12 protein-coding genes are annotated in these 13,198 nt (G+C 45.8%); 3 read left to right on the top strand and 9 right to left on the bottom strand.

Translation table 11 applies throughout. The features are described from left to right. Positions 1 to 59: 59 nt before the first annotated feature. Positions 60 to 671 (top strand): superoxide dismutase, encoded by a 612-nt coding sequence (locus tag V6W81_RS03255; RefSeq protein WP_056697187.1) that lies wholly within the window; start codon positions 60 to 62, stop codon positions 669 to 671. A 621-nt stretch (positions 672 to 1,292) separates the two neighbouring features. Here the strand turns inward: V6W81_RS03255 and V6W81_RS03250 are convergent. The 4 genes from V6W81_RS03250 to acpS form a co-directional block, all read right to left on the bottom strand. Next, positions 1,293 to 2,156: an IS3 family transposase gene (locus V6W81_RS03250; protein WP_338543928.1), complete on the bottom strand. Its 864-nt coding sequence runs from the start codon at positions 2,154 to 2,156 to the stop codon at positions 1,293 to 1,295. A gap of 11 nt (positions 2,157 to 2,167) precedes the next feature. Then, the gene (locus tag V6W81_RS03245) at positions 2,168 to 2,485 is read right to left on the bottom strand and encodes a transposase (RefSeq protein ID WP_111270792.1); all 318 of its coding nucleotides are present in this window, start codon (positions 2,483 to 2,485) and stop codon (positions 2,168 to 2,170) included. Positions 2,486 to 3,038: 553 nt separating this feature from the next. Continuing rightward, the gene (mutY, locus tag V6W81_RS03240) at positions 3,039 to 4,379 is read right to left on the bottom strand and encodes an A/G-specific adenine glycosylase (protein WP_338541530.1); all 1,341 of its coding nucleotides are present in this window, start codon (positions 4,377 to 4,379) and stop codon (positions 3,039 to 3,041) included. Positions 4,380 to 4,428: 49 nt separating this feature from the next. After that, a complete protein-coding gene (acpS, locus tag V6W81_RS03235) occupies positions 4,429 to 4,824 on the bottom strand; it encodes a holo-ACP synthase (RefSeq protein ID WP_338543927.1) in 396 nt (131 codons plus the stop codon). Between the two features lie 348 nt (positions 4,825 to 5,172). Between acpS and V6W81_RS03230 the strand changes: the two genes are divergently transcribed. Beyond that, positions 5,173 to 5,994 carry an alpha/beta hydrolase family protein gene (locus V6W81_RS03230; RefSeq protein ID WP_338541529.1) on the top strand — a complete coding sequence of 274 codons (822 nt, stop codon included), beginning with the start codon at positions 5,173 to 5,175 and terminating at the stop codon, positions 5,992 to 5,994. A 199-nt stretch (positions 5,995 to 6,193) separates the two neighbouring features. Here V6W81_RS03230 and nadE read toward each other — a convergent pair whose 3' ends face one another. From nadE to V6W81_RS03215, 3 genes are all read right to left on the bottom strand, one after another. Next, positions 6,194 to 7,003 carry an ammonia-dependent NAD(+) synthetase gene (nadE, locus tag V6W81_RS03225; protein ID WP_145052263.1) on the bottom strand — a complete coding sequence of 270 codons (810 nt, stop codon included), beginning with the start codon at positions 7,001 to 7,003 and terminating at the stop codon, positions 6,194 to 6,196. A gap of 137 nt (positions 7,004 to 7,140) precedes the next feature. Continuing rightward, positions 7,141 to 7,575, bottom strand: coding sequence for a BrxA/BrxB family bacilliredoxin (locus tag V6W81_RS03220; RefSeq protein ID WP_056697197.1), 435 nt, complete (start codon positions 7,573 to 7,575; stop codon positions 7,141 to 7,143). 340 nt (positions 7,576 to 7,915) lie between these two features. Then, a complete protein-coding gene (locus V6W81_RS03215) occupies positions 7,916 to 9,610 on the bottom strand; it encodes a two-component system sensor histidine kinase NtrB (protein ID WP_338541528.1) in 1,695 nt (564 codons plus the stop codon). Between the two features lie 295 nt (positions 9,611 to 9,905). On the opposite strand from V6W81_RS03215, the gene V6W81_RS03210 reads away from it, so the two are divergent. Further along, positions 9,906 to 11,174: an NAD(P)/FAD-dependent oxidoreductase gene (locus tag V6W81_RS03210; RefSeq protein ID WP_338541527.1), complete on the top strand. Its 1,269-nt coding sequence runs from the start codon at positions 9,906 to 9,908 to the stop codon at positions 11,172 to 11,174. A gap of 252 nt (positions 11,175 to 11,426) precedes the next feature. Here V6W81_RS03210 and V6W81_RS03205 read toward each other — a convergent pair whose 3' ends face one another. Further along, positions 11,427 to 11,813, bottom strand: a complete 387-nt coding sequence (locus V6W81_RS03205; RefSeq protein ID WP_145052254.1) for a hypothetical protein — start codon at positions 11,811 to 11,813, stop codon at positions 11,427 to 11,429. 110 nt (positions 11,814 to 11,923) lie between these two features. Further along, positions 11,924 to 13,183 carry an ABC transporter permease gene (locus tag V6W81_RS03200; RefSeq protein ID WP_338541526.1) on the bottom strand — a complete coding sequence of 420 codons (1,260 nt, stop codon included), beginning with the start codon at positions 13,181 to 13,183 and terminating at the stop codon, positions 11,924 to 11,926. Positions 13,184 to 13,198 lie beyond the last annotated feature (15 nt).

Here is a 13,198-nt window from a genome sequence, read left to right as displayed (position 1 = left end):
CGAACGGATGCAAAGTGCTGAATTACCAAAAATCATAAAATATCAGGAGGTTTTTCACTATGGCTTTTCAACTACCGGCACTTCCTTACGCTAACGACGCACTGGAACCACATATCGATGCACAAACGATGGAAATCCACCACGATCGCCATCACAATACTTACGTAACTAACTTGAACGCAGCTCTGGAAAGCGCTCCTGAACTGCAAGAAAAAAGCTTGGAAGATCTGATTGCTAACCTGGATAGCGTACCTGAAAGCATCCGCACAGCGGTTCGCAACAATGGTGGTGGACATGCTAACCATAGCTTGTTCTGGGAAATCATCGGACCTAACGGCGGCGGCGCTCCAACTGGCGACATCGCAGCTGCAATCGACAGCGAACTGGGTGGCTTTGACAAATTCAAAGAAGATTTTGCTAAAGCAGCTACAACTCGTTTCGGTTCCGGTTGGGCTTGGCTCGTTGTAGGCAAAGATGGCAAATTGTCCATCACTAGCACGCCTAACCAAGACAGCCCACTCTTCGAAGGTCTGACTCCAGTATTGGGTCTGGACGTATGGGAGCACGCTTACTACCTGAAATACCAAAACAAACGCCCTGACTACATTGGCGCTTTCTGGAATGTAATCAACTGGGATGAAGTAAACAAACGTTACGCTGCTGCGAAATAAGTTTGTTTCACTTAAATACGTCTCATCTAAACAGATGCTTCATCCTAAATAGATGTTTCATCCGATAAAAAAAGAGCCCGACTTGGTCTGATGACCGAGTAAGGCTCTTTTTTTGTTAGGACTTTGGCCAGTTGAGTGCGTGAAACGTAAGAAAATGAAAGGAAACAAAAAACCACCCGTGGACGGGTGGTCATGATTTAGGAAAAGCACAGGTATGTTGTTCATCTCTGGCGGTAGCGAGATCATCGAACCGGATGATGATGCTCGTCAACATGCCGAAGGTTAACAATTTCGCTAGCTTAAGTTCTATATAATAGCTTTCATGTGTTTAACTAAGGTGCGAAACCCGTTTATTAATCCTCTACGAAGGCTTCCCGATAGCTCTGTCCCCTGCGTCATGACACAAACTGTGCGCGGGTCACAGATTATTCTCTAGTGTTCCATCTAACAGTGTTTAATCTAACGAACTGAGGACACGCTATCTTTCTATATTTCATACCACAGAGAATCTAAGGAACCCTAGGCACGCTATTATCCCAAATATGGACTTGACCTTCGCCGTTTTTAACCGTTTCAGCTTAAATAGCGTCATTCATGGACCTATGTCAAGAAAGTAGACACTTACGCGACGGATTTGTCCGTAAATTTCTTCGCAAAACGAGCAGGGGAAAGATAACCTAGCGCACCATGCATTCGCTTGCGGTTGTAATAGAACTCAATGTACTGGTAAATGGTGTTATAAGCCTCTTCTGGATTCTTAAAACGAGGGTTACAGTGAATGAGTTCTTTCTTCAAAATACTGTGCCAAGACTCGATACATGCGTTATCGTAACAGTTTCCTCGGCGGCTCATACTGAGCTCCATACCATACGATTTCAGTTGCTCCACGTATTCTTTTGACGTGTACTGCGAGCCACGATCCGAGTGATGTAGCAGTCCTGGAGCGGGGCGTTTGGCCCGGTAAGCATCATTCAATGCACCTAGCACCAGACTCGTTTCCATATGGTTGTACAGACGCCAGCCTACAATTTCACGCGTACATAAATCCAGAACACTGGCGAGATATAACCGGCCTCCTCGGCAGGGAATGTAGGTGATATCGGTGACCCATACGGTGTTCGGTTTGGACGTTTGAAATTGCTGGTTCAGCGTATTTGGTGCAATGGGATGATGATGGTTAGAATCCGTCGTTTGGACACGATACCGAGGAGTGTGCACGGAACGAAGATTCATTTGACGCATGTATATACTGACGGTACGGGAAGAGATTCTGTATCCTTCCAGATGGAGCGCATACGTAATTTTCGGACTTCCACACCGCTTCTGGTGGTCGTAGAAATGAAATCGAATACGCTTCATGATCTCAGTTCTCCGGTGCTGCTGTTTACTTGTTCGATCCATCCGCCACTTGTAATATCCGCTCCGTGACACGTGTAACAGAGTGCACATCTTCTCCAAAGAAAACAGGGAGCGATGGTTTTCCAGAAACTGAAACCTTAGCTCTTTGGTTTGCTGAAGATGTGCACTGCTTTTTTTACAATAGCCAGTTCCTCTTGCGTGTCCGCAAGCGTATGCTCTTTCTCTTGAAGTAACCGGCGCATTTCTTTAAGCTCTGCTTCCAGTTCTTTCACTCGATCTACGCTAGCTACGGGCTCATGTTTAAGTTCGCGATACTTGCCCATCCACTGGTGTAATGTACTTTTTGGAATGTTGAGTTCTTCTGCCAAGTCTCCGAGTGTCTTGGTCTGTTCTTGGATAAATTTTACCGTTTGTTTCTTAAATTCTTCATTGTATCGTTGCCGCTGTTCTCCCATGTGGACACACCTCCGTTAGCCTTATTATCCTTCTGTCCGTTATTGGGTGTCCACTTTTTATTCTAGCTCCATCAGATTCGTTAAAACTTATATTTTAGGTTTATCGCCATAATAAGCTCTTTCGGATTCGTTAGCCACTATTGGTAGTACTTCTTGTAGTACTCCTGGTAGTTCTTTTGTTCATACTTTTGAGATTACTCTCGGAAGTACATACCATAGTACATTCCGTAGTACTTTCGTTAGTACTTTCGGTAGTACATTCGGTAGTACTATTCGTTAACACTCCTGCTCGACTACACTCTTACACAATCCAAACGGACAGTTAACCTTGAATATGGAATAAGCCATTGTTACTCTTCCGGTACAATACCTGTACATACCTGACCGCCTCTTCCACCATCCATGTATGAAAAATCCCCTCTCCCGGGCACATGAATGTTTCCGTCCGCTTGGATGTGCTCTGCGCTTTTCCTATTACGTCAAAGAGTAAGGTGTAGCCCCATTCACTCTTTATTACTCTTTATTACTCTTTATTACTCGTTATTACTCTTCATTACTCGTTACTATCATCATACACGCCAGCAAAATAACTGCTAAGCAGCTTCAAGAAGATATTCGGGAATGCCATCTTGTCCATATCTTCAGGCCCTATCCAGCGATATGTTAGCTGATCGCCTTTACCAATATAGGTCTGAGAAGCATTGTCTTGAACCTCTACATCATCTGGTAGCATTCTTCGTTCTGCCTGATCTGATGTTGTTGAGGATGTGGATGTAAATGTGGATGCCGATTGCCCATCAGGATCTGTAGCAACGGTATCCTTGGCTGCCGCCTGTGCATCGTAGGCGGCTCTCGCTTCCGCCGCAATCAGCGGAAGCTCACTGCTCTGGCTCTGCTCGGTGCACTTGTACACCTGCAGTTGCCAAACGATATGGCTGAACACATGCTCCGCATGAGTAGCCAGCCCTTCTGGGCGGGCAGCGAAGCCCTCCGCCCACAGACTGCCGGCGAGCAGCGCCATCGCCGGCTCATCCGCCAGCGGCGCCGCCTTCTTGCCAGCTTTGGCAGGCGGCTCCGCTAGTACATGCGGCAGCTCCCACATCCGGGCCAATAGGCCGCTCTCCGGGCGCTGACGCACAAGCACACGGCCGCGATGTGCGCCGCGGCCTTCCACAATGGCGACCAGCCGCTGCTCAGGGCGCGGCGGCTTCGCCTTGGTTTTGACCGGCAGCGTAAGCTCCCTGCCGGCGATACGGCCTGAACATTGCTCCATCACTGGGCAAGTTAGGCAATGCGGCGCTTTGGGTGTACACACCAGCGCGCCAAGCTCCATGAGCGCCTGGTTGAAATCACGCGCTCGCCCTTCTGGAATGAGCTCTCCTGCGAGCTCTTCCATAAGAACACGGGTGCTGCCCTTCATAATGTCCTCATCAATGAGGAAGTATCGGGACAGTACCCGCATAACATTGCCATCCACCGCAGGCTGCGGTTGGTTGAAGGCAATGCTAAGAATGGCCCCAGCCGTGTAGGGGCCAACCCCTTTTAACGCAAACACAGCCTGTTTATTTTGAGGAATTTCTCCCCCGTGCAGCTCCATAACTTGCCTAGCCGCCGCCTGTAAGTTACGTGCACGAGAATAATAGCCCAGACCCTCCCAGTTCTTAAGGACATCTTCTTCGGGTGCTTCAGCCAAGGCTTGTACTGTCGGAAAATTGCCAATAAACCGATTGAAATATGGAATCACAGTATCCACCCGTGTCTGCTGAAGCATAATTTCGGATACCCACGTAAAATAAGGATTGTTGTGGCGACGCCAAGGTAAATCCCGTCTATTGATCATATACCAGTCCAGCAGATTTACACTGAAATGTTGCTTTTGTTCAATTAAACCCATGTTCCCGTCCTCTCCTGATTCCCTTACTACTCTTTTCACACTACTTCTCTTAATCCATACGCTCCACCACGGCAAATGCCGCCGCAAGCTCTGTCTGATGCGTGATGCTCAGATGAATCATATATCGATCCTCGGCGGGCAGACCAAGGCGCTCCCAAGCCTGAGCAGATAAAGTTGCTACCGGCTTTCCTTTGCTATCAGGCAGCACTTCAATATCGGTAAAGCTCATCGTACCGCCAATACCACAACCGAATGCTTTGGATATTGCCTCTTTGGCAGCGAATCGTCCTGACACAAATTCAATCAACCGTTTTCCCCGCTGATTCGCAATTTCCCGTTCCGCCGGGGTCAGAATTCTCTCCATGAATGACTCGGCATGTCGCCCAGACATTAGCTTATGCATCCGTGCAATTTCCAGCACATCATTTCCGATTCCAACGATCATCAAGATTCACCCGCTTAATCATTTATACAATAAAAGGTTGCCCAAATATTAAAGTATTCACTTCGCTTCGCTACTGTAACCTAATTCGACGAACAGCTACCCTAATCTATCTCTCCATCCAAGGAGATTACATCTAAAAGTTTAAGGTACATCCGAACACGTATTCTATTGTAGCAGGAGGAGAACCTAGATGCGAGTATATCCGTTTATAATCCGTATGATAAAATAATTACCAACGAGCATTTGGAGAACAAATGCGTTCGCGTTCCATTTAGTTTAATATCGCTATACACAAATGAATGACTCAATGCAGTATTAGCCACTAAATATACGTAGGAGGAATGCTACATGTCTACAGCGTTTGAACTACCGACAGGCGACAGTTCCGTTATTCGCGGGGATACGTTTCTTGCCCGTCAATCGGCTCAAGGTATCATCATTGTCGTCCATGGATATAAAGGCTTCAAAGACTGGGGCATGTTCCCTTATGCTGCTTCCCAATTAAGTGAAAACTATCATGTCCTTACCTTTAATTTCTCTCATAATGGTATAGGGGAAGATTTGCAGCAATTTACCGAGCTTGAGAAGTTCGCCGTAAACACATATAGCCAGGAACTCAGTGATCTAGCTACCGTACTGGAATATGTCTCTAAGCAGCCTGAGCTTGGCAATATGCCTATATATCTGGTTGGACATAGCCGCGGTGCTGGGGTGAGTCTTGTCTACGCGTTAGATCACCCTGAACAGATCGCAGGTGTATGCTCATGGAACGGCGTAACCAACCTAGACCTATTCACTGCTGAGCAAAAAGAAGAAATGCGTACTCACGGCCGTAGCTACGTTACGAATGGAAGAACCGGACAACAGATGCCTCTGGACGTGTCTATTCTGGATGACCTCGACCAACACAAGTCAAGGTATGACATCATTGAACGTCTGACCCAATCCACACTCCCCGTCGCGCTCATTCAAGGGACAGAAGACAGTGCACGCCTTCGTGAAGGCTCATCCACGTTGGTACAAGCCCGTCACGATATTCCGTGGCTCCAGATTCCGGGAGGCACCCATACCTTCAACACCGTACATCCATTCCAAGAAACAACGCCGCAACTTGAACAAGCGATATCCGAAACTCTTCGGCAGATCGATGAATGGAGTCATTCGAAGTAACCGAATTTCATGATAATTGTATTTTTATAAACGAGGAAACACCACAAAAAGACTCTGTAACCACGTATATGGTGGAAACAGAGTCTTCTTTGATTTGGCTTAGATTAACAAGCTTAACGATTAACATCATGAAGAAACGTAACACATCTTATCGTTAGAGCGTTACTTAAACTTTAAACTTGATATACGCAAACTTCTATTAGATGCCAGGGATGGCATTACGTTTGTGATGTGTGCGTGTATAGAACGCCTCAAGCTTCTCCTGTGCAGCAGGATCAATCTGCTTGCCTTCCAGGTAATCACTGTTCGCTTCATAAGAGATGCCCAGCTCCGTCTCATCGGTCTGGCCTTCCCATAGTCCTGCGGATGGTGCCTTGTCCAGAATCTCTTGTGGAACACCCAGATGCGCAGCGAGTTGACGTACTTGGCGTTTGTTCAAGGTGCTAAGTGGCGTAATATCCACCGCGCCATCGCCCCATTTAGTATAGAAGCCTGTGATAGCTTCCGAAGCATGGTCTGTACCCACTACAAGTAAGCTCTCTTCAAAAGCAAGCGCATATTGCATGACCATACGTGTTCTTGCTTTTACGTTGCCTTTGCCTTGGTGCGTCATATGACGTGGGCTGCCCATGGATTTGAAGCCTTGCTCTACCTCAAGTGCGATCTCGTTAACCGCATCCTCGATATTGGTTTCCACCACATGTTTCAGGTCAAACGCTTTGGCTACCGCGTAGCTGTCAGCGATATCCTGTTGTTCGCCATAAGGCTGGAATACGCCGAGCGTTTTGTACTCTTGATTATTCTCCGCTGTCAGCTCGTCCGTTGCTTTTTTGCAAAGCGCTGCCGCTACAGCACTATCAATACCGCCACTAATTGCAATTAACAATCCTTTGGTGCCGGAATTTTTCACATACGTTTTCAGGAAATCCACACGTGTGCGTACTTCCTCTTCCAGATTAATACTTGGTTTAACCTTCAATTCAGCGATGATCTGTTGTTGCAAACTCATCGTTCATCACACCCCGTTTCTAAAGAATGAAATTTGATGTTCCACTTGAAAGGTTCGAATGGTTCAATAACCTTATCTACTCAAAATGAAACGCCCCGGCATCGGTCATCCGAAGGGCGGGGCGCTTTATGAGCTGATTAACGGCAGTAACGATCAAACACGCTGGTAAGCTCAGCAGCAATTTCCTCCGCGGAACGATCTTCAACTTGGTGACGCTCGATGAAGTGAACGAGTTCTCCGTCTTTCATCAGTGCGATGGATGGGGAGGACGGTGGATATGGTGCAAAAAACTCACGAGCTTTCGCTGTAGCTTCTTTATCTTGTCCAGCAAATACAGTATACAAGTGATCTGGTGTAAGATCATTTTGCAATGCTTGAGCAACTCCTGGACGGCACTGACCTGCAGCACATCCACATACCGAGTTGATTACGACCAGTGCTGTACCTTTGGCATCTGGCAGACTTGCTTCGACTTCCTCCGGTGTACGCAATTCTTGAATACCCAGGCGAGTCAGTTCATCCCGCATCGGTTGAACCATATCTTTCATGTATTGATCAAATGACATAGACATTCGTTTCACTCCTTAAAAATGATTATTCTATTATTGTCGAGAAAATTAAAGACCATAGAATCACATTCACATGTTCTCCGTCAATACAAAAACGGTTTCCATGATGTGCTATTCCTATTATACATCGCTATGCAATGAAAGCAAGGTTCAGACACGACCTGCGGGAAGGCTTGCTCCATCTGTAGTATGTCTCTTCTCTTGGCAAAATATGCTGATAGCTTAATCAATTTCATAATACCTTTAGCTGCTTCAATCAAGGCTAGATATAGATCAAAACGGTTTAATTTGTCTATATTTAGTTTCGTAAATCTATTTTAGTGAGTTATGAAATTGATTCCTCTTATCGTTCAAATGCAACTTTAAAGGTCGTTCCTTTGCCTTCTTCCGATTCAACAGTAATCGTTCCATTATGCCGTTCAACAATACTCAAACACATCGATAACCCTAGCCCCGTGCCTTTTGCTTTTGTCGTGTAGAACGGTTCAAATAGCTTTTCCTGAGCTGCTTGTGGTATGCCTAAGCCCGTATCCCGTACACAAAGCTCTACCTTATCATCCACAACACGGGTTTCTAGGGTTAATACCCCCTTCTCACACATCGCTTCCATCCCATTGCGAGCCAGATTAAGCACAACCTGCTTAATTTCTTTGGAATTCAAATGTAACTTCGGTACATTATGCGCTAACATAAGCTCGATGCTCTGACCTCTCAGATTCGCATCCGCCCACAATAACGGACTGAGTTCATGGATGATATCATGTAGCTGATATTCCTCTTTCTCGGCAATACGATCTTGAGCAAGCGACAGAAAGTCATTAATAATGCTGTTCGCCCGATCCAGCTCCTCCAGCACAATGCGATAATAGTGATCCAGCGTATCAGGACTCTTCTCCTGCATTAATTGAAGGAAGCCACGTACAACCGCCATTGGATTCCGAACTTCGTGCGTAATGCTCGCCGCCATCTGTCCCACTAAACTCAAACGGTCTACATTGTCCAGCTCACTTCGCAGCATCTCTAGTTCAGTAATATCCTGAATAATTAGCATTGCTCCAGTGACCTCTCTAGACTGGTCGGTCGAAAATGCGTAAATGGGTACCGTTCTTGATTGAAATACATGGGAACCGTAACGTACTGTTAATCCATCGACTTCACCATGAACAAGGGCTTTGTGAATGCTTCTCTCCATTTTGTCAGCCTGAGCTTGTTCTACAAATTGACTGGCTGGGTGGCCGATTAGGTCTGGCGTTGTGGTACACGGGAGCTGTTCCTTCGCGGTCTGTTCCATCGTATCGTTGACGAATTTCACATTTCCTTGTTTATCTACAGTAGCAATGGATAAGGGCACAGCGTTGAGAATCTGATGAAGTTGTTCCGTTTCCGATATGTACTGATGATGGACTTCTGATAAGTGATGTTCGAGACCACGGTAATGCTTCATATGTTCAATCCAAAGGACGCTGCAGGCTGCTACCATAATGGCGCCTAGCGTATAACCTAGTGTAATCAATATACTTGGAAAAAGGGGTAACGAAGAATTGCTGTCTATCAGCAGAATGCACAGTACACTGGCTACAACTAGCCCTGTTGCCGTTATGGAGATGACCATCGTCATTTTGCGAGTACGTGTATAATGCTTGAATCGTCCTGCTGACAACCATACAATAGGATAGAGAAGAATACCTGTTTGAACTAGAAATCCGTACAGATTATAGGAATGCGCAAAGAGGCAGTAGTATAATAAATGAAGAATGGATAACGTCAAGCCAATTGCGGGTTTGCAGTATAATATGGCAAGTGTAAGAGGTACAATACTTAAGGAGATTGGAATATTTCCAATATTGGCATGTAGAGCAAAGAGCAAACAGAGCAGCATGCTTAACGCGCTGGTAATTGCAAGACCGATCTGCATCATTCCGGTACGTTCGAGCTTGGTCATCGTTTGCTTGATGAGCCCAAGATGAAATAAGGGAATTAGGAATACTGCTGCACCTGCCAGCAGCATTTGTAAAAGAATGTCTTTCAAAGCAACCACTATGCCATCTCCCTCCTCGCCTGTACATTCCCTCATTATTTCTGATTAAAACATAGGCGACAGTATATTACAATATATCCCTTAAAACTGCATAATAGAACTTGAAATACACCATGAATGGTCAAAAAACTGAACCATTTAGGCATAATCCTGCATGATTCGATGTTTAACATTCTAGGCACAAGATATAGATAAACTAGGTCATCTAAATCTATATCTGGCTGTATGCAATTCCACTGTAGATAGATGGCAGATGGGTTGTACAAAATCAATATAAAAAGAAGGTAATTATTGTATGTATGATGTAATCGTAATCGGTGGCGGGTCTGCTGGTCTGATGGCCTCCGTTGCCGCTGCTGAGCATGGAGCTTCTGTGCTTCTGCTGGATAAAGGCGACCAACTGGGGCGCAAGCTGGGTATCTCTGGTGGGGGTCGCTGTAATGTGACCAACGCGAAGGAAACAGATGAATTGATCGGGCATATTCCCGGCAATGGGCGCTTTTTATATAGTTCTTTTCAAAATTTGGACAATCAGGGCATTATGCGCTTTTTTGAGAATCTTGGAATTGCCCTCAAAGAAGAGGATAATGGAAGAATGTTTCCTGTAACAGACAAAGCCAAAACGGTCGTTGATGCCTTAGTAGGGAAAATCGTCTCCCTCGGTGTAAAAATTCGTACCAAAGAACCCGTGAAAGAACTTATTCATAATGGTCAACAGGTTCAGGGTGTAAAGCTAGCTTCTGGGGAGACTGTGCCTGGACGCTCTGTCGTTATCGCCACTGGAGGGAAGTCTGTACCTCAAACTGGATCAACCGGTGATGGTTATCCATGGGCTGAATCTGCTGGGCATACGATCACCGAGCTATATCCAACAGAAGTGCCCATCGTCTCTGGTGAGAGCTGGATTCAATCCAAAGAGTTACAGGGATTATCACTACGAGACGTAGGACTTTCCGTTCTCGATGCCAAAGGGAAGTCTGTCATTTCCCATCGAGGGGATATGATTTTCACCCATTTTGGTGTATCCGGCCCTATTGCACTTCGTTGCAGTCAGTTCATTCGTAAAGTTCAGATGAAATCGGGGAATCCGCAAGTCATGATGAGCATTGATCTATTCCCAGATTTATCTCCTGGTGCTTTGGAAAATAAGGTTCAGCAGGTACTGGAACAAGAATCCCGCAAAGCCGTCAAAAACATCTTGAAAACATGGGTTCCTGAACGCATGATCCCTTTACTGATGAGACGTGCTGAGATCAGCGACGACCTCACCTATCACCATTTTCCTAAAGGTACACTTAGTACACTATGCGGGTTAATGAAATCTTTTACCTTCCGTGTAGACGGAACTCGCTCGCTCAAAGAGGCCTTTGTGACGGGCGGCGGAGTCCACTTAAAGGAGATATACCCTAAAACGATGGAATCCAAGCTACTGCCTGGACTATTCTTTTGCGGTGAGGTTCTGGACATTCATGGTTACACCGGCGGTTATAATATCACGGCTGCCTTCTCTACAGGCTACACGGCTGGTATGCATGCGGCTGAATACAAACACGCTCGTGCCTAACGAGCTACAGTAAGCCGATGCTGAAGATCTTTAAATCATAGATCTATCTAATGAAATGAACGAATGAGCTACACGCAAAACAACCTAAAGGGGCTGTCCAACGTCATGAATATGACGAGTGACAGCCCCTTTAGCTTTATATTGAATGAATCTGAACACGCTATTCGCTCTCATTTCCTCGGATTCGAGATATAATGAGTCGGTTAGGCGTTATTTCGTCGCTCAGTTCATTTTTTTTATTTTGACATCGTTTTAGGCCTTCACACTGCCTGAGAATCCATCTACTGAATCATCAAATGTAGGATCGTTATCTCGGTTATGCTGAGTCTGTCCAGAAGGACTCTCCTGTAATCCAGTTGCGTACCCTTCACTCCAATCCTCATTCACCATATGTGCTGGAATTGAGAATTCCTGAAATGCGTTAGCAGCATCTGCTGCAGAAGCAAATACGGCGCTTCCCCCATGAGATTGTACAATCTCTACAGCCGACTGAGGATCTTGACGATCCGTAGGAATGTACAGTTCGAGAGGCCCGGATTGATAAGGCTTATAACCAAGCTCATTCAGTGTTGCTTGTGCGGCAAGCAATGCATTAGGGTCTGCAAACTGCACTTGAATTTCACCATCACTCATCATCATCTTTTTCCTCCTTACGTTTGGCTTGTCTTATCTTCCACTAATAAGATATATCTCCTATAGCATGGTCAGATATTCAGCCTGATATGCGGTTCTTGTAAGGAAGAGATGACTTAGTTACTGCGAGTCAGTCGTATCCACCCTGCCACGGATAAAACGAATAGCCCACTTGCCACGACACCCACCGCGGTAAGTATACTTGCCATCCATCCCAGCCAGGTTAATCCAAGCGCTAAACCCATAAGAATGCCAATCGGCACAAAGAGCATCCGTACCATCATCAGCCCTGCCCGATGCAATGCATCTGAATCATATGAGACCAGTTGTACATAATCCGAAGTAGCAAAGTGATCCCATGAACGATAAAACATAACTGTCAGCATAATAATTAACAGCCCACATACGATGACATTCACAGGGAAAGGAGGCAGAGCTACAGCAGCAATCGATAAACTACCCATCTGGAAGTACAATTTCAACGTCGATGATTCGCGAAAAAAGGCTTTGTATGCTATTTCTGCGGTACGGTTCGCAATAGAACGATGGCGTAATAGTTTGCGCGGTTTGCGAAATATCATCGTTTTGGTACGCGGAGCTTTCGGTTTATTGACGGCCTGACTAATCATGATAGCTGTTAATTTCACCCTTGCTCGCAAGTCCTCGCGTACATCACCTTCAAAGGTTCCTTGCATCTGTAGTCGGATACGACCGAGCAGAATGATCAGCAGGATTGCACATACCAATGCGATGAATAAAGAACCAATTTGCGCATGAATGGATGAGGTGACTGTGATAAAAATGATACCCATTGCCACCGCTAGAGGAATGATTCGTATCCCGCGCCGCCATCCGTTATAACGAACTTTGATCATATGTAATGCAATGACTTGTAACGAAGCAACCGTACCAAACCAGATGCTTAGAAGCAGGATCTCAGCAACGGACATGCCATATACCCGGTACCATAGCGGTGCGGTTAGAGCAGTAACGATCAACATTTTGCCTATATGGAGTGTATACGCTCGGTACATCCCCTGACACATCAGGGTTTGCATCCAACGCTTCTGCGATTTTAGAAATAATACATCGGCCTCTTCCACAAAAAGAAGCACACCACCCGTCAACATCACGATTTCGATGATCAGTGTTAATAATGTCAGGGGTGTATTAGAAGCCCAGAGCGGCAAAGGCTTGCTCCACAGACTGACATACCATCCAATTAGATAGAGCACACCCGGGATTAGCAGGTATAACCATACGGTCCAATCAACCACAAGCTTTAGGTTCTTCCATTGTTCTCTGAGATGCTCTTTGTGCCTACGTCTATATAATCTTAAAGGTGTATATCGCCTAGATTTGGCTGCTTCCTCCACCTCTATCAGCTCCTC

Source organism: Paenibacillus tundrae, assembly GCF_036884255.1.
Taxonomy (GTDB): Bacteria; Bacillota; Bacilli; order Paenibacillales; family Paenibacillaceae; genus Paenibacillus.
Note: the sequence above shows the minus strand (reverse complement) of the source record. Positions and strands in the feature narration are given on the sequence as shown.